The organism is Cohnella luojiensis (assembly GCF_004564235.1).
GTDB classification, from domain to species: Bacteria; Bacillota; Bacilli; order Paenibacillales; family Paenibacillaceae; genus Cohnella; species Cohnella luojiensis.
This window is the reverse complement of the sequence record NZ_SOMN01000028.1, coordinates 52,014-75,175: the sequence shown is the minus strand read 5'-3', so window position 1 is coordinate 75,175 and position 23,162 is coordinate 52,014. Positions and strand designations below refer to the sequence as shown.

Genomic DNA, 23,162 nt, shown 5'->3' with positions numbered 1-23,162 from the left:
GACCGGTCTGGTAATAATGGCGGAGGGGTTCCACGCGTACCCATCCCGAACACGACCGTTAAGCCCTCCAGCGCCAATGGTACTTGGACCGCAGGGTCCTGGGAGAGTAGGACGTTGCCAGGCCGGACAACAGAGAAAGCACCCTCGCGGGTGCTTTTTTCGTGTCACTTACTATTGATGATAATAAGAAACTTCCTTCGACTCCAGACGGACGACACCATCTTTATGCTCTCGGCGCAGCGACCATAATAGCTTAATCCTTGGCGTCAATAACCACAGATGCCAGTAAACCATGGCGATGACAAGCGAGGAATGAGCCCATGGATAGAATAGGCCAGCGACGCAGCAACCGACCAGAAAGAGATGAAAGTGAAGTCGGCGGAACAAGGATAACTGAGTGTCCATAATGGGGAGCGGACCGATCCAAGGCCAATCCTGGCGGAAGGTCCATCTTTTCTCGGATATCTTGTCTACTCGGCGTACCGTAATGCGTAGAACTAGAGCATGTACGAGCAACATGAGGACAGCGCCAATAGCGGAAAAGATCAACCCTGGCCATTCGTAGATCAAATACAAAGCGGAAAGAACCAGTAGTGCGGTAGCCATGTAACTATACTTGCTTTCGGGACGCAGTGCTATTTTACGAATGAGCTTATAATGATAGAAGGTTGCGTCATTTGCGGCTGACGGACTGGCCATCTTTATCTATCCTCCCTACGGAAACAAAACGCTTTCTGATGATTACTATCGGATAATCGCGATGTTAATGTTATGTTTAGTATAGATTTCTTACTATGAATGCGTATATTTTCATAGAATACGGACATAATAGATGCATCAATAGGGAAGGGCTGGGTTGTTCATGGAAGATATCGAACGGAAAACCTGCATTGTTTGCGGCGAGCCCAAGGAAGAAGGAATTACGGTCGTAACGGAATTCATCTGTACATCCTGCGAGTCCGAGATGGTGCACACGAATGTGGAGGACGAGAGATATCCATTTTTCGTGAGACAGTTAAAACAGCTATGGGTTCGATTTCATGCATAATAGATATAGGCTAGAAGAGAGGAACGACGAGCGATCGTTGTTCCTCTCTTCTTATTTGTCTATAATGAGGGGGGTAAGGGGGAACCAAGATATGATGGAAAAAGAAAAAGCGCCGTTATACGAAGCGTTGGTTGCCCATTCGCGTTTGCGTGCTCATCCCTTCCATGTGCCCGGTCATAAGCAACGCGCGGCGTGGAGAGAGGAATCTGCTCCCGATTATTATGGCTCGTTGCTTGCTCTGGATGTGACGGAGCTCTCCGATACGGATGATTTGCATCATCCGGAGGGTCCGATCGCTGAAGCACAGGAGCTGGCTGCCGATTGTTACGGCGCGGAGGAAACCCGGTTTCTGGTAGGAGGAAGCACCGCAGGCAATCTCGCTATGGTTATTGGATTGTGTCAACCTGGGGAAGTCGTTATTCTGCAGAGGAATGTACATAAATCGATCATTCACGGATTAATGCTGGCTGGCGTCAGAGCCGTTCTGTTGCCGCCCGATATCGATGCGCTTTCGGGATTGGCCACCGTTCCGGGTGAAGTGCTGCTACAGGCGACGCTAGAGAGGTACGGAGAAGCGAAGGCAGTTATTCTATCCTCGCCTAATTATTATGGGATGAGTACGGATCTGAAGCCGCTTGCGGAGCTCGTGCACAGGTATGGAGTTCCGGTACTTATCGACGAAGCGCATGGACCGCACTTCGGGTTTCATCCCCATTTTCCGGCATCCGCGCTGCAGTCAGGCGCTGACCTGGTCGTGCAGTCGACGCATAAGATGCTGTCCGCCATGACGATGGGCGCCATGCTGCATATACAAGGAAATCTTATTCCTAGGCCATCTATAAGGCAGGCTTTAACGATGGTTCAGAGCTCAAGCCCATCTTTTCCGATCATGGCGTCGCTGGATTTGGCGCGAAGGCAGCTCCATACGCAAGGGGAGCAAGCTTTTCAGTCGGCACTCGAATCCATATCGCTGGCGACGAAAGGGTTAAACGAAACTTCAATTGGAGCTTTGGGATACGGGGAATACGCAAGCAAAGGAATCTCGTACGATCCGTTAAAGCTTGTACTATTCGATAAGACAGGAAGGCTGAGCGGATTCGAGCTAAGGGATGAGCTTATTAGAAGGAAATGCGTCGCGGAGATGGCGGACGCACGCTACGCGGTAATGGCTTTCGGGACAGGTTCTACATCGGAGGATGGAGAATTATTGCGTTCAGCACTAGCGGACATAGACAGTCATATGCCATCGCCTATTCAGCCAATCGCGCCTGAACGACAGATGATGCCAACTCCAACTCCTACCAATGCTCATCGGCAAACGAACAACGTGCCGGAGCCGGTTTCCTTCGGTCGGCAAACCTATCCTTCTCAAGCGGTCAGCCTTGACAGCAGCGTTGGACTTACGGCAGCCGAATGGGTTACCCCCTATCCGCCAGGTATCCCCGTTCTCTATCCGGGAGAAAAGATCACCGAAAATATCGTGCAGGAGCTCAAACATTGGAAACATGAAAGGGCACAAATCCAAGGAGCGCAGGATCCAGAGCTTCAAACCATTCTAATTCAAAAGAAATAACAGCATCGTGACAGGGAGATTGAAATGAAGGACATTCGTTTAAGCTTAGCGTGGATTACCGGAATCGCGGTGAGCATGCTAATTATAGGGTTGATTATGGTCTCGCCGGTGATTGGATTAGCGGATAGCGGAGATTTCGGCCGTGTGCTGAGCGTTACCGGGCTAGCAGTCCTTAACCCCAATGAATCCTACGAAAATCACTATTTTAACTATGCGCACCAGCATTTCGGTTACGGCGGTTATACGTTGGGCGGCTACATCTCGACACATGTTATTCTGGTCGCGATTGCCGGATTGATCGGCAGGGTTATCAATGGGGAAGTATTCGATATCCGCGTGCTTGGCGTTTGTTATTCCATGTTCTTCGTATGGGCGGTCGCGCTACTGGTAAGGAATGCTCCGGTGACGAATAGCCGTACGAATACGCTTATCTTAGCCAGCATATTGGCGGTAAGCTTAATCTTCGTGTTTGGCGACATCGGATATATAGCCTATTTTCAGTCCTTTTTCGGGGAGCCGTTTGCCCTCATCTCTATGCTGCTCATGGTTGCTTCGGCAATTGCGATAGCATCTACGCCAAATCCTTCGGGTATATTACTCGCCTTATTCGTAGTTGCGGCGTTAGCGGTTGCGACTTCGAAAATCCAGAACGCTCCGCTTGGTTTCGTCTTTGCCTTGCTGACCTGGCGGATGCTTTATTTACGTCCCGATGCCAAGTGGAGGAAACAAGTATGGATAGGAGCGGCTGCTCTCGTCGTCGGATCGGCGCTTATGATCGTCGTAGCGCCCGATAGGCTTAAGAATACGAACTTATACCAATCCATCTTCTACGGCGTCTTAAAGGATTCACCAAACGTCTCCAGGGATATGGAGGAGCTGGGCATACCTCGGAAGTATGCCGTGCTGGCGGGAACGAATTATTTTCAGAAGGATACCGCGATTCCTCAGAAGGACCCCGTCTTGCGACGGGAAGTACTGGAGAAACTGAGTCATAAGGACATTGCTATGTATTATTTGCGACATCCTTCGAGGTTTATGCAGAAGCTAGATAGAGCCGCGGCGAATTCTATGTTTATTCGACCGTATTACTTGGGTAATTATGATCAATCTGCGGGCAAATCGCCAGGTGCGATCTCATACAAGTTCAGCGGGTGGAGCCAATGGAAAGATAAGTACATGCCAAAAAGCGCAGGATGGTACATCGGCTTCATTTTAGCGTATTATGCAGTATTGGGCACCTTGTGGCGGAGATCTTCGTCTAGAAGACTCAGGCTGGTTGCCGAAACGCTTGCCATTGTCGCCTTAGCTGGAGTATTCTCATGCATCGTGCCGTTAATCGGCGATGGAGAGGCTGATTTGGGCAAGCATTTGTTTATGTTTAATGTCTGCTTTGATATGATGGTAATAAGCGTATTAACGGGGGCGGTCTACGGGCTGATAAGGCTCGTTGAACGGAGAAGCCGGGCTTTAGTGCCGTAATTGAAAGGGGAAAGCTTGGTGCGAGGCGGATTGTTCATCACGATAGAGGGCGGGGAGGGGTCGGGCAAGACTACCCTTATTCACGCTATAGCGCTCAGAGCGCAGCAACAAGGTTACGAAGTGATGATTACCCGGGAACCCGGAGGGATTCCGATTGCCGAAGCGATTCGGGCGGTCATCTTGAATAAGGAAAACACCGCTATGGATGCGCGTACCGAAGCCTTGTTATATGCGGCCGCGAGAAGACAGCATCTGGCAGAAAAAGTAATGCCGGCTTTGAAATCGAATAAGATCGTTATCTGTGATCGGTTCGTGGATAGCAGCTTGGCGTATCAAGGATTCGCGAGGGGTTTGGGGTTAGAAGCGGTATGGGAGATTAACCGATTCGCTACGGAAGGCTGTATGCCGGATTTGACGCTGTATCTAGATCTGGATCCGGAAATCGGACTCGAAAGGATCGAACGGAACGGCGAGCGGGAGATAAACCGGCTGGATCTCGAGAACTTGGCATTCCATCATCTCGTTCGAGAAGGCTATAAGCTTCTTGAAGTTCGATTCGCGGAACGGATTGTCACGATTGATGCCGCAGCCTCACCGGAGCATATTGCCGAGCAAGCGTGGAAGCATCTTGAACCAAAACTGCTTTCCGGTAAAGTTGAAGAGTAAATAGAGGATTTTAGCGTAAGAACGTCCAATTTATAGTAAGAAGCTACAGACCCCTATTAATGAGATTCGAGGAGGCCTGAACCATGAAATTACTGATTGCCGTCATTCAAGATAAGGACAGTAACCGATTGTCCAATGCGCTGATTAAAGAAGGATTCCGGGCGACGAAGTTAGCGAGTACCGGAGGATTTTTGCGGGCGGGAAACACGACCTTCCTCATCGGAATCGAGGACGACCGGATTCAAGGAGCTTTAGACGTTATTCGCGCGAACTGCAAAGTGCGCGATCAGTTGGTTACGCCGGTATCTCCTGTAAGCGGTGCAGCGGATTCCTATATTCCGTTCCCTGTCGAGGTGCAAGTGGGCGGAGCGGCCGTGTTCGTGCTGCCGGTGGAACGGTTTGAACACTTCTAATGCGGCCGGGTGGTGAGTCAAGATGAAAATCCAATCGGGCTTCTATCCGGTAAACAAGACGCTGCAACGCGGCGAGACGGCAGCTAGACCTTCGCAGACTCAGAATTTCGGAGATTTCATGCAGCAGCAAGACGAACAACGAACGCACGAGGAGCTTCAACGGAAGCTGGAGGATATTCGTCTGCAAGGCGACCGGTTAACGCGTTCCATGACGGTCAGGGAATTGGTGCTCTACCGCCAGATGGTCAAAGGATTTCTTGAAGATACCGTACGTCGCGGAATTGCCTTGAAGGAGACGAAGGGTTGGGACCGAAGAGGCCGCGGCAAAAGATATAAATTGTTGGAAGAAGTGGACGCCATGCTCGTGGGCATGGGAGAAGAGCTGCTTCGGAGCGAAGAGGGCAGGATCGACCTGCTCCAGAAGGTTGGAGAAATCCGCGGGATAATGATTAACATCGTTTTCTAAGGAGTAAGGAGTAAACGCAATATGGGGTTTCAACATATTTCGGGGCAAGAGAGAGCGAAGGCTCTATTACAGAACGCGCTAGTTTCCGATAAGATTGCGCACGCCTATTTGTTCGCGGGACCTCCAGGTTCCGGTCGAAGGGAGATGGCTAATGCGTTTGCCCAAGCGTTGTTCTGCGAAAGTCACGCAAACGATGCATGCGACGAATGCCTGGAATGTCGTAAAGTATTGCACGGCAACCATCCGGACCTTCATATCGTTAGCCCTGACGGCGCAACCGTCAAAATCGAACAAATCCGAACGCTTCAGCGGGAATTAGCTTATCGCAGCGTTGGAGCGGGATACAAGGTTTATATTATAGAAGGCGCGGAGACGATGACCGTTCAGGCTGGCAATAGCTTGCTGAAATTTCTGGAGGAGCCTCCGTCTCCCGTCGTTGCTATTCTACTATCTCCTAGCGCGCAGGCGGTTCTTCCAACTATATTATCGAGGACGCAGCTCGTTTCTTTCGTGCCGGGGGATCGGGATGTTTTGGCAAATGCCCTTATCCAGGAGGGGAAATCGCCTTTGTTGGCTCGCGCGGCGGTTAATCTGGCATCCGGTCTCGCAGCCAGTCGAAAATTGGTAGAAGAGAATTGGTTTGCAGATATCCGAAACGTAGTGATACAATTAGGGAGGGAGAATCCGGCCCGGTTCACTGCGAGTCTGCTTCAAGCGCAGCAGCAGGTTTTTAAAACGGATCTCTCGGAACATGTCGAAATTTTGCTGCAGCTGTTAGCTTTGTGGTATAGAGATATGATTTATGCAATGACCGATCGTCAGGAGCAGATGGTATTCCCGGATCAGGCGGATTGGATCTCGAAGCAAGCTTGGAGCCGATCGATTCAATCTTGGGTGACGGTAATGGAATCCGCTCTGACGGCGGCAAGAAGAATAAAAGCTCACGTGGCGCCGCAACTGGCGCTGGAGCAATTTCTGGTGAACGTGCGGGAGGGATAGATTTGTACGATGTGGTGGGAGTCCGCTTCAAGAAAGCGGGCAAAATCTATTATTTTGATCCCGCCGAGCATCCGGTGTCCAAAGATCAGCATGTCATTGTGGAGACGGCGCGCGGCGTAGAATATGGCAAAGTCGTTGTCGGCCCGAAGACGGTAGGAGAATCGGATGTCGTTCTTCCTTTGAAGAAGGTCATTCGGGTTGCGGGCGATCCCGACGCGAAGGCGGTTGAAGAAAACCGCAGCGCCGCGAAGAACGCGTTTACCGTTGGACTGCAGAAAATTAAGGATCACGCGCTTAAGATGAAGCTCGTGGACGTGGAATACACGTTTGACCGGAATAAGATCATCTTTTATTTTACGGCTGAGGGCCGCGTTGATTTCCGGGAGTTGGTCAAGGATTTGGCCGGCGTATTCCGTACCCGCATTGAATTGCGGCAGATCGGCGTGCGCGATGAAGCAAAGATGCTTGGCGGAATCGGTCCATGCGGGCGAGTGCTCTGTTGTTCTTCCTGGCTTGGAGATTTCGAACCTGTCTCCATTAAGATGGCGAAGGACCAGAACTTATCGCTGAATCCAACGAAGATATCCGGACTGTGCGGCCGATTAATGTGTTGCTTGAAATATGAGCATGACAACTACGAGAGTGCCAAGGAAGAGATGCCGGCCGTCGGCAGAACGGTTGTCACTTCCATGGGAGAAGGCAAAGTCGTTGGCCTTAACATTGGCAGCCGTAGCGTACACGTTCAGTTGTTCGACCTGGGTAAGGTGAAAGAGTTGCCATTTGACGATGTTGTCCTGAAATAAGTGACAAAATCGGTGCCTTGAGGTGGATAGTTGTTCATGAAAGACATTTTCCTTCGCGTGGATGAACTCGAATCGCATCTAGGAAACGTACATGCCGACTTCGGGGATCTCAAGCTGAAGATCAAAGAGCTGTTGGAAGAGAACCAGCGCCTTAGAATCGAGAATCAGCAGTTAAGAAAAGTACTCAAACGGGAAACAGAACCCGCGGTCGCCCAAGAATCGGCGGAAGAACCGGCTGCCGTCAAGGGTGACAATCCGCCTTTAGCCATGGCTGTTGGCGAAGGTTACGATAATCTAGCCCGTCTGTATCATGAAGGCTTTCACATTTGCAACGTGTACTACGGTCATCTGCGAATGGAAGGCGATTGCTTGTTCTGTCTATCTTTCTTAAGCAAATGATAAGATTCCTATCTGAATACCAGAACCCGAGAGGGGATGCCGTAACGCGGGCACTCCTCTCGGGTTCTTTGCTTATTGGGGAAGACTAATAATAACTGGCAGAATGCGGGGAAATAAAGTAAGCTAGTGGGCGTGGAACTATGAAGACAGAGCATTCGATTGGAGGCTGGCATCATGAACGAAGCGGGCCTATCCTTGGCCGGGATGCTGCAAGCGGGAGAGCGGTTGGACGACTTGCTTACCCATAACCTGAGGATTATACAGAGCCCCGAAGTATTCAGCTTCTCGCTGGACGCCGTGCTTCTCGCGAGATTCGCCGGAGTGCCGCCGAGGGGGCGAATACTCGACTTATGTACCGGGAACGGCGTCATTCCGATGCTGCTCACGACCCGAACCGAGTCCTCTATCGACGGAGTCGAGATTCAGCCTCGGCTTGCCGATATGGCGCGGCGAAGTGTTGAACTAAACGGGCTAACCGATAAAATAAATATCATCGAAGGCGATCTGCGCGAATGGAAAACGGATGGCGATCTGTACGATGCCATAACGGTCAATCCGCCCTACCTTCCGCTTCAGAGCGGTGATTACAAAGAAAATCATCACCAGGCGATGGCACGGCACGAGATCGGGTGTAAGCTGGAGGACGTTGTCGCGGCATGCGCTAAATCCGTTCGCATTGGCGGGCGCGTATCGATGGTGCACCGTCCTAGCAGACTGGTCGATATTATCGATCTCATGCGCCGTTACCGGTTAGAACCGAAGCGCATCCGGTTCGTTCATCCGCGCAAGGAAGCCGAGGCTAATATGGTATTAATAGAAGGTACGCGTGACGGGAAACCCGAGGTGCGGCTGTTGCCTCCGGTAATCGTATACGAGGATAATGGGGAATATACACCTGAATTGCTTGCCGTATTCTACGGCGAAGCATCCGAGCTGCCTGATTTCAAGCGTCAGAACGGACGAGCCCCGGTAGCTAAAGCCAAAAGCGATGGAGAGGAGGCGGGCAAGTGACGATAGAAACCATTAAACATACAGCGATAGTCAAAGCTTCCGTTCAACGCAGCTTCGCTTCGCGCGAAGCGCCCGGAACGTTATATTTGGTGGCCACCCCGATTGGTAACTTGGAGGACATGACGTTCCGTGCTATCCGTACGCTGAAGGAAGTCCAGCTTATCGCGGCGGAGGATACCCGACAGACGCGCAAGCTACTGACTCATTACGATATTCAGAATAGGCTTGTCAGCTACCATGAGCATAATCGCGATGCGAGCGGGCCTGAACTGATACGTCTTCTGCTGGAGGGCCAGCATATCGCGCTGGTCAGCGATGCCGGAATTCCCGCCATTTCGGATCCTGGGGCGGACCTCGTCCGGGATGCGGTAGCGCAAAGCATTCCGGTCGTTCCGATTCCGGGCGCCAACGCGGCTTTGTCGGGGTTGATCATATCCGGTTTGCCGACCGATCGGTTTCTGTTCGTCGGGTTTCCCCCGCGCGAACGTAAGGGTATCAACAAGCTCTTGGATGGGTTAGAGGGAGAAAGCGGCACGTTGCTGTTCTACGAATCTCCGCACAGAGTAAAGAAAACGTTGGCGGTCATCGCGGAACGATGGGGTGGGCGCAATATGGCCATCGTTCGCGAGTTAACCAAGCGGCACGAGGAAGCGATTCGAGGAACGGTGGGAGCTTGCTTAGAGCATGTCGAAGAGAATCCCCCTCTGGGAGAATGTTGTCTTATAATAGAAGGAACACAAACGCAAGGTGAAGGAGCTGCCTCTCCGGGCGAGGGGAACAGCGGCCAGTGGTGGTCCTCTTTGACTCTAGTTCAGCACGTCGCCCGCTATGAAGCACTTGAGATGAATCGCAAGGAAGCGATGAAGAAGACAGCCGCCGATCGCGGAATATCCAAGAGGGACGTATACCAATCCTTGCTAGAATCAGACGATGAATAGAAGACAAAAAAAAATCCTCCCGAGATCGATATCGGGAGGGGTTGCAAGGAGTATAAAAAGGTTGGAATTAACAATTATTAGAATACAATTTTCATTATAAACTATTTTCTTTAATTTGTCACAGGGGAAGGTAAATCCTTCAAACATTCTCTGCAAACAATTTTTCCTTTGAAATATGTAACGTTTTCCGCGTTGCCGCAGAAGATGCAAGCAGGCTCGTATTTCTTAAGCATGATGCGCTCCCCGTCTACATAAATCTCAAGAGCGTCTTTCTCTCCGATGCCTAGCGTGCGGCGCAATTCAATTGGAATAACCACCCGGCCCAATTCATCAACCTTCCGCACAATACCTGTAGATTTCATCATTTGGTAATACCCCTCTCAAAAGGTTAAAATAAAAACAAACGGACCATGATAGTCAGTGCTTGTCCCGTATTCGCCAGCATTCGACAAAGTTCTCTGTTTTCCGATTATTATCGTACCAACGATTCCCAAAAAAGTCAACCCACTATGATTGAAAATAAGGGACGTTATTATCGAAAATCCTAATAAATAAGGCAATTTGTAGAACTCGTCAACATCCCTGCAAGCGATAAATAAAAGGAAGGCCATATTCGACAACATTCGATATTATACGACATTAAATTCTTTTAATCTTGTCGAAAAATGACTGAAAGAGGTGATAGCGTTGCTTTTGGAATTGCCAGAGGAGAAGGTGTTCAAGGATCCTGTCCATCATTCCATTTATGTGCAGGATTTGACGATCTGGAAACTCATTAATACGCCGGAGTTTCAGCGTCTTAGAAGAATACGACAGCTAGGTACCTCCTATCTCACCTTCCACGGTGCGGAGCATAGTCGATTTTCACATTCTTTGGGTGTATATGAAATTACAAGAAAAATCATTTCCCAATTCGAGCGTAATAGATATGCCGATTGGCCGCAAGAGGAGAAGTTACTAAGCCTGTGCGCTTCTTTGTTGCATGATGTTGGACATGGGCCGTTCTCCCACTCTCTGGAGCAAATCTTTCATACCGACCATGAGCAATGGACCTGCGAGATTATACTGGGGGACACCGGCGTCAATCGGGTACTTCGCGAGGTTGACCCGCAATTCCCGGAACAGGTAGCTTCGGTTATTTGCAAGAATTACGAGAAGCCGATCGTCGTCAGTCTGGTGTCCAGTCAATTGGATGCCGACAGGATGGATTATTTGCTTCGGGATGCTTATTTCACCGGAGTGAATTACGGAACGTTCGACTTGGATCGGATTCTTCGCATGCTTCGTCCTTACCAAGGAAAGATCGTGGTGAAGGAAAGCGGAATGCATGCGGTGGAAGACTATTTGATGTCGCGTTACCAAATGTATTGGCAGGTTTATTTTCATCCGGTTACCCGGAGCTCCGAAATCGTTCTGCGCCAAATCTTTCGAAGGGCAAGCGAGCTCTACCGTTCTGGATTCGAGTTCTCCTTCATGCTATCACCCATCCGCGAGTTGTTGGCCGGTTCAATCACTTTACAACAATATTTGAAGCTGGATGAAGCGATGGTCCAAACGACCTTCGGGCAGTGGTCGGAGGAGAAGGACGAGCTCTTGTCGGATCTTTGCCGTCGATTTCTCAATCGGAAGCTGTATAAATACGTTCCTCTCCTGAACGAGGACAAGAATTGGCTCGAGGAAGTTCGACAAGAATGGAGGAGAATCGGACTTAATCCGGATTACCATATGGAAGTCGATACGCCCATGGATTCTCCCTATGATGTCTATAAGCCAGGGGCTTTGCCGGATGGCAAAGAGAAACCTCCGATCCTTCTGCTCGACGATCAGGAGCAACTAACCGAGATCTCCGTTAAATCGGATATCATTCAGTCTATTGCCGGATTGCATCGCGGGAAATACTACATTTATTACCCCGAGGAAAGAGTTATTCCGCACGCTCATCGGCTCAGCTCGGAAACACGCAAGAAGCTATCTATATAATAGAAGGGAGACAACTTCCGACATGCTTATCGACACCCATGCACACCTTGATTCTCCCAAGTTCGACAACGATCGGGACGATGTCATTTCCCGCGCGCTTGAGGCAGGGATCGACACGATCGTCAATATAGGATTTAACCGCGAAACGATTCCTTCAACCATGGCACTAGCGGAAAAGTATCCGTTCATCTACGCAGTCGTAGGCTGGCACCCCACGGACGCCATCGATATGAAGCTGGAAGAAGACTTGGCTTGGATAGAAAAGCTATGCAGCCATCCTAAAGTAGTGGCTATCGGCGAGATTGGGCTCGACTATTATTGGGATACTTCTCCCAAAGAAATTCAGCACATCGTTTTCCGCGAGCAGATCCGACTGGCCAAGCGATTGAACAAGCCCATCGTCATCCACAATCGGGATGCCCATGAAGATGTCGTTAGATTGCTCAAGGAAGAGAATGCCGAGGAAGTGGGCGGAATTATGCACTGTTACTCCGGCAGCTGGGAAATCGCGAAAAAATGCCTGGATATGAATTTCTACATCTCCTTCGGTGGACCGGTCACGTTCAAAAATGCCAGGGTGCCCAAGGAGGTCTTGGAGAGGGTTCCAATGGACCGTCTTCTGCTCGAAACGGATGCCCCCTATTTGACCCCGCACCCCCACCGAGGACAACGAAATGAGTCGGCTTATGTACATCTTGTTGCAGAGGCTGCAGCGGAGATAAAAGGCGTTTCTTTGGAAGATATTGCAAAAATAACGAGCGATAATGGACGCCGCTGTTTGAGCATAACGAGATAAATGGAATATATGCGAGGAAATCGGACCGTTTTAAAGAAAAAACTGGCTTTTTGTGCCTATAATTCTAAAGTAAAGGCTGATATACGCGAAAACGGGGAAATTCATCCGATGCATCGTCTTTACACTTTTGTTACATAGAGGTTATTATCATCAACAGAAGTTCGAATATGACATTCCTTTTCCAGTGCGCTTAATCTCCCGAATGGGAGAGTGGGGGACCCAACGCGATGACGATCCGAACCAGGAATCGTCCATGGCGGTCCGAGCAATCTTGGGGTGAATTTCGCAACTGGCATGGACGCGGCTCTATCTGAGTAACTCGTCGTGACAGGCAGCGAATAGGGCAACTCTCTTTGTCCGAACCCGACAGCTAACCCCGCAAGCGTTATAGAGAGAGGTCAACCTCGTGCCGCGATAATTCCTTTAATCTTTCTACATGCGGAAGCCACGAACAGGTCCTCTGTCTCGATGGCTTTTTGTGTTGAAAAAAAGGGTATTGAAGGCTCGTACATACCGTATGAGACTGCACGAACTGGATAGGACGGCACTTATTATTACGGCCTAAGCAACAGATTGTTGGCTGTTCATAAGGTGTCGATAACCATTTTAGAATAGTCGCGTCTGACAAGTATCATGCATTAAAGTCGACGGCGGGGCTATGAAGGAGGAGCGAGAAAATGGGCGTTATTCCAATTGAGGAGACCCATGATCCACGACCGACCGGCAAGCTTTTCGCACTGCGATGGAAGCATGAGCATTTGCGCGCAGCATTATTAGGCGCAATTCTCGTATTTGCTATCACCATCATGTTCATGTCGTTGCTGCAGAAGGCAGCCGCCAAGAGCATTACGATCATCGATAACGGAGTTGCCTCCGTTCTTGAGACCAAGTCTTCGAATGTAACCGGCGTTCTCGAAGAGCTGGATATTATCTTGGGTCCCTATGATCGATTGTCCTTGTTACCCACCGATCCTCTTAAAGAAGGAAGCCAGATCGTCATTGATCGCGCAATGGGAGTAACGGTTAAGGCAGACGGAAAGCAAGAAGTCACCTATACGACCGCAGATACGGTTGAGGGAGTCATAAATGCATTAAACATCAAGCTGTCCGGTCAAGACCGGATTACGCCGGCGTTGAACAGTTCCTTGAAAGAGGGAATGACCGTAGCTGTCGTCAGAGTACGTAAAGAAGTCACGGAGACTAAGTACCCTATAGCCTTCAAGATCGTGGAGAAGAAGAACGACGACTTGGAAAGCGGCAAGCAGAAGGTCGTGACCTCGGGCAAAAACGGGCTTGTCGTATTCAAGACCGAGCGCGTCTACGAGGACGGCAAGCTGGTTAGCCAGGAAATGATCGAGAAAACGGTAGCTCAGCCTGCCGTGCATAAAGTCGTGTCCGTTGGCACGAAGAAGCCGGAGGTAGTTACTCTTGCTTACAGCGGTCCACCGTCTTCCGCGGAAGCGAGAACCGTGATGCTGAACGGCCAGAGCGTCAAGGTAAAGCGCATGCTTAACAATGTGACGCTGACCGCTTATCACGCAGGCTTTGCTTCGACGGGTAAGTCCAAGGGAGATGCCGGCTACGGCGTTACCTCATCGGGCGCCATCGTGAAAGAAGGACGCACGATCGCCGTCGATCCGAAAGTGATCCCTATGGGATGGTGGGTATACATCGAGGGCATCGGGTTTAGAAGAGCCGAAGATACCGGCGGCGCGATCAAGGGCAAGAAGATCGATGTTTACTTCGATAGCGAATCGTACGTCAATAAATTCGGCTTGAAACGCGGATATACGGTATATGTGATCGGGCCGGTTAAACCGTCCGCGGATTAATCGGTAGTGCTGCTATAGAAGAGGGCAATCGGGAAGAAGCTAAAGATGCTTCTTCCCGATTTTTTGTATTGTATCGCCGACAAAGTGCGGCGAAAGCCGTTTATGCTTAGGGTCATGACTTGCTGTCTGCTTAATTCTCGTATACGCTTGTATGAACGGCTATGTAAAGGCGGAATGGATTGATGATTCAAGAAATGATCGTCGTCGAAGGCAAGGACGATACGACTGCCGTTCAGAGAGCGGTCGGAGCTGACACCATCGAAACGGGAGGCTCGGCGATCGGGGAAGAGGTTCTTCGGCGCATCGAGCTGGCTCAGGCTCGCCGCGGAGTGATCGTGCTGACCGATCCGGATGCTCCAGGCGAGCGCATTCGTAAGATCGTGACCGAGCGCGTGCCGGGCTGCAAGCATGCCTTCCTGACGAAGGATGAGGCTAGGGGGCGCAAAGGGATCGGGGTAGAGCATGCGTCGGATGCGGCGATACGAAGAGCGCTAGAGGGTGTGCGAAGCCCGGACGGAGTCAGCGGAGAACTCGGGGAGATTGAATGGAGCGATCTGCTAAGCTCGGGGCTCATCGTGCACGCGTCCTCTGCGAAGCGCAGAGAGCGTATGGGAGAGCTTCTTGGAATCGGTTATGCGAACGGCAAACAATTTTATAAAAGATGTCTCATGTTCCGGATTACGCGGCTGGAGTTTATTGCAGCGCTGGAGCAGTTGGAGCGGGAAGGGTTATAGACCGACATGAAGAAAATTACCGACATGAAGAAAACGACAGATAAGAACGGCGGGGGCAAGAAGTATGGACCTCATACGAAGCCCTACGAGTATCACAAGTCCTCCAAACCGGATGTAGCAGCGGGAAAATCAAGTACTGCCTCCTCCGCTAGCCCGAAGGATATCATGAAGGAGATCGCAACCTCTAGCCGCACGCGCGATATTATCCGCAAGCACGGCTTTACGTTTAAGAAGAGCTTGGGACAGAACTTCCTCATCAATGCGGATGTATTGGATCAGATTATCGAAGCCGCGGAATTGGACGAGACGCGAGGCGCGTTAGAGGTTGGTCCGGGAATCGGATCTCTTACGGAGCGACTTGCCAAGGCTGCGGGCAAGGTTGCCGCAGTGGAAATCGATAGGCGCCTCCTTCCTATCTTACAGGAGGTTATGTCTCCTTATGACAACGTGAGCGTGGTCCATAGCGATATTCTGAAGACGGATTTACGCCAGCTCTGGGAGGAGCAGTTCTCCGGCCTTGCGGGCGTGAGCGTCGTTGCCAACTTACCCTACTACGTGACGACGCCTATTATCATGAAGCTGCTCGAAGAACGTCTGCCGCTGGAGAATATCGTCGTCATGGTGCAGAAGGAAGTCGCGGAGAGAATGGCGGCTAAGCCGGGAGGCAAGGAGTTCGGAAGCCTGAGCATTGCCGTGCAGTACTATTGCGAGCCTGAGCTTGTATGCATCGTGCCCGGGAAGGCGTTTATCCCGGCACCTAACGTGGAGTCCGCCGTTATTAAGCTGAAGCGCCGTACGGAGCCTGCGGTGAACGTAGCGGACGAAGCGAAGTTCTTCCATGTCGTACAAGCTTCTTTCGCGCAACGTCGCAAGACGATCGCGAACAATTTGTCCTCGTTATCAGGCAAAGACCGCAAGGGGGAGCTTTCGGAATTACTAATCTCATGCGGAGTTCAGCCGGAGCGCCGGGCGGAGACGCTTTCGCTTCAAGAATTCGCACTCGTATGCGAGGCGCTCACGCGAAGCGGCATGCTTCCGTAAAACGGAATGCACCCGGACGCGCACCCGAAGTCCCTCCGCTCCATAGGATAGACGAAGAGGTGATTGCCCATGAAGCAGGGGGATCTAGTCGTACGCAAATCCTATGGCGGGGATGTATTGTTCCGGGTTTCGGCGTTCGCCGCGGACCAGGCAGTGTTGAGAGGGATGGATTATCGCTTGCTCGCCGATGCGCCCGTTGCCGACCTCCAAACGGTACGAAATCCGGACGAGCTCGGCGGGACGCGCCAGGCACGCATACACGCGAATGAATCCCTGCGACGGATGAACGAGGAGCGCAACCGGCAAACCGGTCGCGCGGGCTTTACATCGGCCATAGACGATCGACGTCAGCCCTTTTTCGAAATGCCGGGTAAGGTTCTCCACTTGGACGGGGATGCCAACTATCTGAAGAAGAGCATGCAGGTGTATGGCCAATTGAGGGTGCCGGCGGAAGGCATGCATTGCCACGAGTCTCAGATGTCGCAGGTGCTTCATCGGATGCTTCCGCAGTTCCATCCGGACATCGTCGTCATTACGGGCCATGACGGCGTGCTGAAGCAGCGGGAGGACTTGCAGCAGCTGAGCAGCTACAAGAACTCTCTAAACTTCGTTCAAGCGGTAAGAGTGGCAAGGGATTACGAACGCAATCGCGATTCGCTTGTCGTCGTGGCGGGGGCATGCCAATCTCATTTCGAAGCGCTGCTGCAAGCGGGTGCGAACTTCGCCAGCTCTCCCGGACGAATCATGATTCATGCGCTTGATCCCGTTTACGTGGCCGTACGCGCTTCTTTTACCCCATTCCGCGATACGATTAACATCACGGACGTAATCGCGCATACGATCAGCGGCAGGCAGGGTGTAGGCGGGATTGAAACGATGGGGCGATATCGGGTAGGGGTGCCTAATATGAAAGCCGCGATTTCGGAACAAAATGTGAACATTGTGTGACGAAAAAGAAGAGAACTCGGGAAAAACCCTAGATACGCAAGGAAAATGATCGTTGACATCAAATCAGCATCGTTGATATAATATTCTGCTCATTTGACACCTCCCCTGTTTTTAGATATAATTTACAGGGAAAGAGGTGGTAGTGGATCATGGCTAAAAACGCGCTCTTAGAGATCAAGCGAAGCCTGGAACCGCACGTCGGCTCCAAAATCATGCTCCGCGCCAACGGTGGACGCCGCAAAACCATCGAACGCACGGGCGTATTGGAAGAAATCTACCCATCGGTTTTCATTGTTAAACTGGATCAGGAACAGCACGCGTTCAAGCGGGTTTCGTACAGTTACGCTGATATTTTAACTGAATCCGTGGAAGTTATGCTGTGCAATGACGATGGCCAGGTTCGCATCAACTATTTATCGCACTGACACGGTTTAATGTACGGGCAGCAACGCGCTTGAATAAGCGCAGCGCTGCCCGTTTTGCATGCATCGGCACCCTAGGGGCATCCTAAGAAGGAACGCCGCTTGGCGTAACTTGCGTCTAAGGAGGCGAAAGAATGAGCCGAAGAAGAAGCGTAATGTCCGAGAATTTCAAGGCGGAGTTGGCTAAGGATTTGGGGTTCTACGATAAGGTACAGCAGGAAGGCTGGGGCGGCATCACGACCAAGGATGCGGGAAATATGGTGAAGCGGGCTATTCAGATTGCCGAGCAAACGGCAGCGAAGCCTCCGCAATCATAAGACCAATGTCTGTAGGATGCACGGAGGGCGAATTCCCGTTACGAAGGGGTTCGACCTCTTTTTTCGCATTTACGGGTGCTGTTTGTTATAATATGTAAAGGTTTTTTGACGATTAGAACATATACCGCCGTCCCGACGAGGGCGAAGCCGTTTTACTTGGGAAGTGGTGATGAACTTGACTAAGATTTACGAGAAGGCGCCTGCCAAAATTAATTTATTGTTGGATGTATTGCGGAAGCGGGAAGATGGCTTCCATGAAGTCGAGATGATCATGACGATGGTCGATCTTGCGGATAGGTTGGAGATGGAAGAGCTTCCGCGAGACCAGATCGTCCTATCCAGCCAAGTGGGTTTCATTCCCCTGGACGAGAAGAATTTGGCCTTCCAAGCGGCCAGATTGATCAAGGAGCGTTACGGGGTTAAGAGAGGCGTATATATTCATCTCGATAAACAAATTCCGGTAGCAGCAGGGCTTGCTGGAGGCAGCAGCGATGCTGCGGCCACCTTGCGCGGACTTAATCGGCTATGGAACCTCGATCTATCCACCGATGAGCTAGAGGTGCTCGGCGCGGAGCTGGGTTCCGACGTGCCCTTCTGCATACGCGGAGGTACTGCGCTTGCCCGGGGGCGCGGCGAGAAGCTGGAGAGTATTTCTCCTCCGCCGCAATGCTGGGTCATTCTCGCGAAGCCTCCCATAAACGTATCGACGGCGGATGTTTACGGCAAGTTCCGCGTGAACGACTTGAAAGAGCATCCATCGATTCCGAATATGCTCGATGCCTTGTCGCGGCAATCGTTTCCCGATATGTGCGCTTCATTGGGCAACGTGCTCGAATCGGTTACCTTGAATCGCTATCCGGAGGTAAGGCAGATCAAGGACTGCATGATCAAGGCGGGAGCGGATGGGGTATTAATGTCCGGCAGCGGTCCGACCGTGTTCGGGCTAGTCTCCAAAGAAATCAAGGTTGCGCGCGTTTATAACGGTCTGAGAGGTTTTTGTAAAGAGGTATATGTGGTAAGAATGCTTACATAGAACTTGCAACATTCGTTAATTATCCTGTTCTTCTTGATCAAAACCGTATAAAAATGTTATAATACACCTAAAATATTCGGATTTGGACGGGAGAGGGGAACGTGAAAAAGTTGAAACGCAGCGCCAGGCTCGTTGAAATGACGCAATATCTATTGGCCCGTCCTCATACGTTAATTTCCCTGACAGCGTTCGCCGAGCGATATCAATCCGCCAAGTCTTCGATAAGCGAGGATTTAGCGATTATTAAAGAGGTCTTCGAGGATGAAGGGATCGGCGAACTGAATACGTTAGCCGGAGCAGCCGGAGGCGTTCGGTTCGTTCCGAAAGTCCGGAAGGATCAGGCTCTGGAGAAAATGGGATCGATTTGCCGCGAGTTGGAACAGCCGGAACGGCTCCTTCCGGGCGGCTATCTATATATGACGGATTTACTTGGACAGCCATCCTTGATGCAAGAGGTTGGCCGAATGTTCGCGTCGGCCTTCGCCGATCGGAACATAGACGTGATTATGACCGTGGAAACCAAGGGGATACCGCTTGCGCATGCCACTGCCCAATATCTGAACCTGCCGGTCGTTATCGTTCGGCGGGATCATAAAGTGACGGAAGGCTCCGCGGTGAGCATTAACTACGTCTCTGGCTCGACCAAGCGGATTCAGACAATGTCGCTCGCGCGGCGGGCGCTAAAGGAAGAATCGCGCGTCCTGATCATCGATGATTTCATGAAAGCGGGAGGAACGATTCAAGGCATGGTCGATTTGCTCTATGAATTCCGTGCCGTCGTAGCCGGAGTCGGCGTGTTCGTTGAATCGGGCGAGGTCGATAACGAGGAGCGTTTGCTGCACGATTACGTATCGTTGGCTCGCTTAACCGAAGTGGATCTTAAGACGCGTCAAATTACCGTGCAACCGGGTAACTTTTTCTAATACATAACCCCCCATACAGGAGGATTTCGATATGGCACTTAAAATTGTTTCTACGCCTGATGCCCCTGCGGCTATCGGACCGTACGCGCAAGCGGTTCGGGCGGGCAACCTTTTGTTTACTTCCGGGCAGATTCCGTTGACGCCTGCCGGAGAGCTCGTGGTCGGAACGATTCAAGAGCAAACGCACCAGGTTCTCGGCAACCTCAAGGCTGTGTTGGCGGCTGAAGGCGCAAGCTTCCAAGATGTGGTCAAAGCGACCGTATTTTTGAAGGATATGAACCAGTTCGGGGAGTTCAATTCGGTGTATGCAGCCTACTTCGGAGAGCATACTCCAGCACGCTCGACCGTAGAAGTAGCAAGGCTTCCGAAGGATGTTCTTGTCGAAATAGAATTGATTGCGGCGATATCTGTCGAAACTGTCAGGAATTAAAAAATTATTTCAAAATTAACAGTAGTTTTTCCATATTTAAGAAGGAATTTGCATCGGCTTGTGGAATATTACACCAAGTCTTTCTGATGGACAAAGGTGGTGAACACAAGTGCAAATTACAGACGTGAGACTCCGCCGCGTCAATTCGGAGGGGCGCATGAAAGCCATTGCTTCTATAACCATTGACAACGAATTCGTGGTACACGATATTCGCGTCATTGATGGGAACAATGGCATGTTCGTCGCTATGCCGAGCAAACGGACTCCGGATGGAGAGTTTCGGGATATTGCCCATCCGATATCTTCGGGTACGCGCGAGAAGATTCAAGCCGCGGTATTGGCTGAATACGAACGGGCTGCGCAAGAAGAAGAAGTTATGGTAGAAGGGGCATAATAATGTACTATTCGAAAAGAGAGCCCCTGCAGGCTCTCTTTTCATTTGCCGGAGAATAAGCTATGATTCTGGGGAGTTAATGAATATTTCCCATAATGGAAGGGGCTTATCCACCCAATGAAGAAGATGGCGATCGTGCTGGCCGCAGGACAAGGCAAGCGCATGAAATCGAAACTATATAAGGTATTGCATTCCGTATGCGGCAAACCAATGGTCGGTCACGTCCTGGATGCCGTTCGCGGCGCTTCTTGCGAGCGCTCGATCGTTGTTGTAGGTCACGGCGCGGAGTCCGTTAAAAGCGTGCTTGGAAGCTCAGCGGAATACGCGCTTCAAGCGGAGCAACTCGGCACGGGGCACGCGGTTATGCAGGCAAAGCCGTTGTTAGGGGACGAGGAAGGCGTAACAGTCGTCATCTGCGGAGATACGCCGCTCGTACGCGCGGAGACCGTGGAAGCCATGATTGCCTTGCACGTGAAGCAAGGAGCTGCGGCCACGATATTGACCGCTGAACTTAGCGATCCAACGGGATATGGCCGCATCGTTAGGGGTTCCGACAACGGCGTGCTGCGAATCGTAGAGCACAAAGACTGCTCGCCGGAGGAAACTGCGATCAAGGAGATCAATACGGGAACGTATTGCTTCGATAACCGCAAGCTGTTCCAGGCATTGGAGCAAGTAACGAACGAGAATGCCCAAGGGGAATATTACTTACCCGACGTGATTGGAATTCTGCAGTCGGAAGGGCATGCCATCGCTGCTTGTTTGGTCGAAGATTCATCCGAAGCCATAGGGGTAAATGATCGTGTGGCGCTAGGAGAGGCTGAGCGGCTCATGCGTCTGCGGATTAATGCCGGGCATCAGATGAACGGGGTTACTTTTATCGATCCGGCGCATACGTATATCGAAGCGAACGTGACGATCGGTTCCGATACGATTCTCTATCCTGGAACCGTTCTTCGCGGCCAAACCTCTATCGGGTCGGATTGCGTGATCGGCCCCTCTACCGAGATTACGAACACGATTGTCGGCAACGGATCGACGATTCGCCAATCGGTGGCGGAAGGCGCGGAGGTCAGAGAGGAATGTAATGTCGGTCCGTTCGCTTTCTTGCGTCCGGGCACGAAGCTAGGCCGGCACGTAAAAGTCGGAGATTTCGTCGAGATTAAGAATACGGTTATCGGAGAAAATAGCAAGGTGCCGCATCTAAGCTACGTAGGAGACGCCGTTATCGGCACTAACGTGAACATCGGATGCGGAGCGATTACGGCCAACTATGACGGATATAATAAGTCCAAGACCGAGATCGGCGACAACGTATTCGTTGGCAGCAATTCCAACCTCATTGCGCCTCTCAAGATCGGCAGCGGGGCTTACATCGTGGCTGGATCCACGATCACCCAGAACGTAGCGGACAACGATCTTGCCATCGCTCGCGAGCGCCAGGTTAACAAGCCGGGCTACGCGGAGAAGATCCGCGCTCGCGCCCGGGCGAAGAAGGATAGAGAAACCGAATAACAAAGGCGGTTAAGCGATGGCCTACTCGGACCCAACATTAAAGCTTTTTTCTTGCAGCTCTAATCCCGTGCTGGCGAAAGCGATCGCCGGATATATCGGGACTGAGCTAGGGAATGTCGCCATGAGTAAATTCAGCGACGGAGAGATCCACATCCGGCTAGACGACAGCGTCCGGGGAAGCGACGTTTACGTCGTTCAATCCACTTCCGCGCCCGTAAACGATCACCTCATCGAGCTCCTTGTCATGGTAGATGCGCTTAAGCGTGCATCGGCCAAGACGATCAATGTGGTAATGCCTTATTACGGCTATGCCAGGCAGGATCGCAAAGCCCGTTCGCGGGATCCGATTACCGCTAAGCTGGTAGCTAACTTAATCGAGACGGCAGGGGCGCATCGGGTTATCGCGATGGATTTGCACGCGATGCAGATTCAAGGGTTCTTCGATATTCCCGTTGACCACCTGCTGGGCGTTCCGATCTTGGGCGATTATTTCTACGAGAAGAGTTTAGACTCTCCCGTCGTCGTCTCGCCGGATCACGGCGGGGTCGTTCGCGCCCGCAGATTGGCGGATACGCTGCAAGCGCCCCTTGCGATAATCGATAAGCGCAGACCGGAGCCGGGCGTCGTCGAAGTGATGAATATCATCGGCGATGTATCCGGTCGCACTGCGATTCTGATCGATGATATTATCGATACGGCGGGGACGATAGCCCTGGCCGCCAATGCGCTTAAAGAAGCGGGAGCTAAGGAAATCTATGCCTGTTGCACGCATCCCGTACTCTCCGGTCCGGCTATGGAACGATTGGAGGCTGCTCCGATTGTAGAGATTGTCGTTACCGACACGATACCGCTTCGGCATTCGGAGTACTCTTCCAAAGTGAAGGTCCTGTCAGTGGCCCCGCTCATTGGCGAAGCGATCGTTCGCATCCACGAGAAGCAATCGCTCAGCAAGCTGTTCGAGCCTCATGTTTAATGACCTCTCCACTAGGGTAAAACTAGTGC

The 23,162-nt window shown here is 51.3% G+C and carries 27 protein-coding genes, 1 rRNA gene and 1 riboswitch; of the genes, 26 read left to right on the top strand and 2 right to left on the bottom strand.

The window, feature by feature from the left end; genetic code table 11:
* The first annotated feature begins 6 nt into the window (after window positions 1-6).
* A 5S ribosomal RNA gene (gene rrf, locus E2980_RS17330) occupies window positions 7-123 on the top strand.
* A gap of 48 nt (window positions 124-171) precedes the next feature.
* On the opposite strand, the gene E2980_RS17325 is transcribed toward rrf, so the two are convergent.
* Window positions 172-699 (bottom strand): transposase, encoded by a 528-nt coding sequence (locus E2980_RS17325; RefSeq protein ID WP_135153491.1) that lies wholly within the window; start codon window positions 697-699, stop codon window positions 172-174.
* Window positions 700-862: 163 nt separating this feature from the next.
* Between E2980_RS17325 and E2980_RS17320 the strand changes: the two genes are divergently transcribed.
* From E2980_RS17320 to rsmI, 11 genes are all read left to right on the top strand, one after another.
* Window positions 863-1,048, top strand: a complete 186-nt coding sequence (locus tag E2980_RS17320; RefSeq protein WP_135153490.1) for a sigma factor G inhibitor Gin — start codon at window positions 863-865, stop codon at window positions 1,046-1,048.
* Window positions 1,049-1,139: 91 nt separating this feature from the next.
* Entirely contained in the window at window positions 1,140-2,621 is a 1,482-nt protein-coding gene (locus E2980_RS17315) for an aminotransferase class I/II-fold pyridoxal phosphate-dependent enzyme (protein ID WP_135153489.1), read from the top strand.
* 24 nt (window positions 2,622-2,645) lie between these two features.
* A complete protein-coding gene (wsfD, locus tag E2980_RS17310) occupies window positions 2,646-4,100 on the top strand; it encodes a glycan biosynthesis hexose transferase WsfD (RefSeq protein ID WP_135153488.1) in 1,455 nt (484 codons plus the stop codon).
* Between the two features lie 18 nt (window positions 4,101-4,118).
* The gene (tmk, locus tag E2980_RS17305) at window positions 4,119-4,766 is read left to right on the top strand and encodes a dTMP kinase (protein WP_135153487.1); all 648 of its coding nucleotides are present in this window, start codon (window positions 4,119-4,121) and stop codon (window positions 4,764-4,766) included.
* Window positions 4,767-4,849: 83 nt separating this feature from the next.
* On the top strand, window positions 4,850-5,179 hold the full coding sequence (locus E2980_RS17300) for a cyclic-di-AMP receptor (RefSeq protein ID WP_135153486.1): 330 nt from the start codon (window positions 4,850-4,852) through the stop codon (window positions 5,177-5,179).
* A 22-nt stretch (window positions 5,180-5,201) separates the two neighbouring features.
* A complete protein-coding gene (locus E2980_RS17295; RefSeq protein ID WP_135153485.1) occupies window positions 5,202-5,645 on the top strand; it encodes a YaaR family protein in 444 nt (147 codons plus the stop codon).
* 21 nt (window positions 5,646-5,666) lie between these two features.
* A complete protein-coding gene (gene holB, locus E2980_RS17290; protein WP_135153484.1) occupies window positions 5,667-6,644 on the top strand; it encodes a DNA polymerase III subunit delta' in 978 nt (325 codons plus the stop codon).
* 2 nt (window positions 6,645-6,646) lie between these two features.
* Window positions 6,647-7,447, top strand: a complete 801-nt coding sequence (locus E2980_RS17285) for a PSP1 domain-containing protein (RefSeq protein ID WP_135153483.1) — start codon at window positions 6,647-6,649, stop codon at window positions 7,445-7,447.
* Between the two features lie 36 nt (window positions 7,448-7,483).
* Window positions 7,484-7,846, top strand: a complete 363-nt coding sequence (locus E2980_RS17280) for an initiation-control protein YabA (RefSeq protein WP_420808657.1) — start codon at window positions 7,484-7,486, stop codon at window positions 7,844-7,846.
* Window positions 7,847-8,020: 174 nt separating this feature from the next.
* Complete coding sequence (locus E2980_RS17275) at window positions 8,021-8,857, top strand: tRNA1(Val) (adenine(37)-N6)-methyltransferase (RefSeq protein WP_240703075.1); 837 nt, start codon at window positions 8,021-8,023, stop codon at window positions 8,855-8,857.
* Window positions 8,854-9,795 (top strand): 16S rRNA (cytidine(1402)-2'-O)-methyltransferase, encoded by a 942-nt coding sequence (rsmI, locus tag E2980_RS17270; RefSeq protein ID WP_240703074.1) that lies wholly within the window; start codon window positions 8,854-8,856, stop codon window positions 9,793-9,795. The genes E2980_RS17275 and rsmI overlap by 4 nt, the downstream gene beginning before the upstream one ends.
* Window positions 9,796-9,905: 110 nt before the next feature.
* Here the strand turns inward: rsmI and E2980_RS17265 are convergent, their stop codons facing one another.
* Window positions 9,906-10,160 (bottom strand): AbrB/MazE/SpoVT family DNA-binding domain-containing protein, encoded by a 255-nt coding sequence (locus E2980_RS17265; protein WP_027086730.1) that lies wholly within the window; start codon window positions 10,158-10,160, stop codon window positions 9,906-9,908.
* Between the two features lie 322 nt (window positions 10,161-10,482).
* Between E2980_RS17265 and E2980_RS17260 the strand changes: the two genes are divergently transcribed.
* From E2980_RS17260 to E2980_RS17195, 14 genes are all read left to right on the top strand, one after another.
* Window positions 10,483-11,775: an HD domain-containing protein gene (locus E2980_RS17260; protein WP_135153481.1), complete on the top strand. Its 1,293-nt coding sequence runs from the start codon at window positions 10,483-10,485 to the stop codon at window positions 11,773-11,775.
* Window positions 11,776-11,797: 22 nt separating this feature from the next.
* Complete coding sequence (locus E2980_RS17255; RefSeq protein WP_135153480.1) at window positions 11,798-12,571, top strand: TatD family hydrolase; 774 nt, start codon at window positions 11,798-11,800, stop codon at window positions 12,569-12,571.
* 177 nt (window positions 12,572-12,748) lie between these two features.
* A riboswitch (cyclic di-AMP (ydaO/yuaA leader) is annotated at window positions 12,749-12,971 on the top strand.
* Between the two features lie 277 nt (window positions 12,972-13,248).
* Window positions 13,249-14,403 (top strand): 3D domain-containing protein, encoded by a 1,155-nt coding sequence (locus E2980_RS17250; RefSeq protein ID WP_135153479.1) that lies wholly within the window; start codon window positions 13,249-13,251, stop codon window positions 14,401-14,403.
* A 182-nt stretch (window positions 14,404-14,585) separates the two neighbouring features.
* On the top strand, window positions 14,586-15,137 hold the full coding sequence (gene rnmV, locus E2980_RS17245; RefSeq protein WP_135153478.1) for a ribonuclease M5: 552 nt from the start codon (window positions 14,586-14,588) through the stop codon (window positions 15,135-15,137).
* Between the two features lie 165 nt (window positions 15,138-15,302).
* On the top strand, window positions 15,303-16,178 hold the full coding sequence (gene rsmA, locus E2980_RS17240; RefSeq protein WP_135153494.1) for a 16S rRNA (adenine(1518)-N(6)/adenine(1519)-N(6))-dimethyltransferase RsmA: 876 nt from the start codon (window positions 15,303-15,305) through the stop codon (window positions 16,176-16,178).
* A 69-nt stretch (window positions 16,179-16,247) separates the two neighbouring features.
* Window positions 16,248-17,126, top strand: a complete 879-nt coding sequence (gene yabG / locus E2980_RS17235) for a sporulation peptidase YabG (protein ID WP_135153477.1) — start codon at window positions 16,248-16,250, stop codon at window positions 17,124-17,126.
* Window positions 17,127-17,275: 149 nt separating this feature from the next.
* On the top strand, window positions 17,276-17,551 hold the full coding sequence (gene veg / locus E2980_RS17230; RefSeq protein WP_115995944.1) for a biofilm formation stimulator Veg: 276 nt from the start codon (window positions 17,276-17,278) through the stop codon (window positions 17,549-17,551).
* 131 nt (window positions 17,552-17,682) lie between these two features.
* The gene (locus tag E2980_RS17225) at window positions 17,683-17,865 is read left to right on the top strand and encodes a small, acid-soluble spore protein, alpha/beta type (RefSeq protein WP_135153476.1); all 183 of its coding nucleotides are present in this window, start codon (window positions 17,683-17,685) and stop codon (window positions 17,863-17,865) included.
* A gap of 169 nt (window positions 17,866-18,034) precedes the next feature.
* Window positions 18,035-18,898: a 4-(cytidine 5'-diphospho)-2-C-methyl-D-erythritol kinase gene (ispE, locus tag E2980_RS17220; RefSeq protein ID WP_135153475.1), complete on the top strand. Its 864-nt coding sequence runs from the start codon at window positions 18,035-18,037 to the stop codon at window positions 18,896-18,898.
* 101 nt (window positions 18,899-18,999) lie between these two features.
* Entirely contained in the window at window positions 19,000-19,821 is an 822-nt protein-coding gene (gene purR, locus E2980_RS17215; RefSeq protein WP_135153474.1) for a pur operon repressor, read from the top strand.
* A gap of 31 nt (window positions 19,822-19,852) precedes the next feature.
* A complete protein-coding gene (locus E2980_RS17210; RefSeq protein WP_135153473.1) occupies window positions 19,853-20,251 on the top strand; it encodes a RidA family protein in 399 nt (132 codons plus the stop codon).
* 109 nt (window positions 20,252-20,360) lie between these two features.
* Window positions 20,361-20,645 (top strand): septation regulator SpoVG, encoded by a 285-nt coding sequence (spoVG, locus tag E2980_RS17205; RefSeq protein ID WP_115995948.1) that lies wholly within the window; start codon window positions 20,361-20,363, stop codon window positions 20,643-20,645.
* Window positions 20,646-20,762: 117 nt separating this feature from the next.
* Entirely contained in the window at window positions 20,763-22,160 is a 1,398-nt protein-coding gene (glmU, locus tag E2980_RS17200) for a bifunctional UDP-N-acetylglucosamine diphosphorylase/glucosamine-1-phosphate N-acetyltransferase GlmU (RefSeq protein WP_135153472.1), read from the top strand.
* Window positions 22,161-22,176: 16 nt separating this feature from the next.
* The gene (locus E2980_RS17195) at window positions 22,177-23,133 is read left to right on the top strand and encodes a ribose-phosphate diphosphokinase (protein WP_135153471.1); all 957 of its coding nucleotides are present in this window, start codon (window positions 22,177-22,179) and stop codon (window positions 23,131-23,133) included.
* The last annotated feature ends 29 nt before the right edge of the window (window positions 23,134-23,162 follow it).

What these genes read in the sequence shown, in the direction of transcription:
- E2980_RS17325 (WP_135153491.1), bottom strand. Translation starts at nt 699, where the DNA reads ATGGCCAGTCCGTCAGCCGCAAATGACGCAACCTTCTATCATTATAAG.
- E2980_RS17320 (WP_135153490.1), top strand. Translation starts at nt 863, where the DNA reads ATGGAAGATATCGAACGGAAAACCTGCATTGTTTGCGGCGAGCCCAAG.
- E2980_RS17315 (WP_135153489.1), top strand. Translation starts at nt 1,140, where the DNA reads ATGATGGAAAAAGAAAAAGCGCCGTTATACGAAGCGTTGGTTGCCCAT.
- wsfD (WP_135153488.1), top strand. Translation starts at nt 2,646, where the DNA reads ATGAAGGACATTCGTTTAAGCTTAGCGTGGATTACCGGAATCGCGGTG.
- E2980_RS17300 (WP_135153486.1), top strand. Translation starts at nt 4,850, where the DNA reads ATGAAATTACTGATTGCCGTCATTCAAGATAAGGACAGTAACCGATTG.
- E2980_RS17295 (WP_135153485.1), top strand. Translation starts at nt 5,202, where the DNA reads ATGAAAATCCAATCGGGCTTCTATCCGGTAAACAAGACGCTGCAACGC.
- holB (WP_135153484.1), top strand. Translation starts at nt 5,667, where the DNA reads ATGGGGTTTCAACATATTTCGGGGCAAGAGAGAGCGAAGGCTCTATTA.
- E2980_RS17280 (WP_420808657.1), top strand. Translation starts at nt 7,484, where the DNA reads ATGAAAGACATTTTCCTTCGCGTGGATGAACTCGAATCGCATCTAGGA.
- E2980_RS17275 (WP_240703075.1), top strand. Translation starts at nt 8,021, where the DNA reads ATGAACGAAGCGGGCCTATCCTTGGCCGGGATGCTGCAAGCGGGAGAG.
- E2980_RS17265 (WP_027086730.1), bottom strand. Translation starts at nt 10,160, where the DNA reads ATGATGAAATCTACAGGTATTGTGCGGAAGGTTGATGAATTGGGCCGG.
- E2980_RS17255 (WP_135153480.1), top strand. Translation starts at nt 11,798, where the DNA reads ATGCTTATCGACACCCATGCACACCTTGATTCTCCCAAGTTCGACAAC.
- E2980_RS17250 (WP_135153479.1), top strand. Translation starts at nt 13,249, where the DNA reads ATGGGCGTTATTCCAATTGAGGAGACCCATGATCCACGACCGACCGGC.
- rnmV (WP_135153478.1), top strand. Translation starts at nt 14,586, where the DNA reads ATGATTCAAGAAATGATCGTCGTCGAAGGCAAGGACGATACGACTGCC.
- rsmA (WP_135153494.1), top strand. Translation starts at nt 15,303, where the DNA reads ATGAAGGAGATCGCAACCTCTAGCCGCACGCGCGATATTATCCGCAAG.
- yabG (WP_135153477.1), top strand. Translation starts at nt 16,248, where the DNA reads ATGAAGCAGGGGGATCTAGTCGTACGCAAATCCTATGGCGGGGATGTA.
- veg (WP_115995944.1), top strand. Translation starts at nt 17,276, where the DNA reads ATGGCTAAAAACGCGCTCTTAGAGATCAAGCGAAGCCTGGAACCGCAC.
- E2980_RS17225 (WP_135153476.1), top strand. Translation starts at nt 17,683, where the DNA reads ATGAGCCGAAGAAGAAGCGTAATGTCCGAGAATTTCAAGGCGGAGTTG.
- ispE (WP_135153475.1), top strand. Translation starts at nt 18,035, where the DNA reads ATGAACTTGACTAAGATTTACGAGAAGGCGCCTGCCAAAATTAATTTA.
- E2980_RS17210 (WP_135153473.1), top strand. Translation starts at nt 19,853, where the DNA reads ATGGCACTTAAAATTGTTTCTACGCCTGATGCCCCTGCGGCTATCGGA.
- glmU (WP_135153472.1), top strand. Translation starts at nt 20,763, where the DNA reads ATGAAGAAGATGGCGATCGTGCTGGCCGCAGGACAAGGCAAGCGCATG.
- E2980_RS17195 (WP_135153471.1), top strand. Translation starts at nt 22,177, where the DNA reads ATGGCCTACTCGGACCCAACATTAAAGCTTTTTTCTTGCAGCTCTAAT.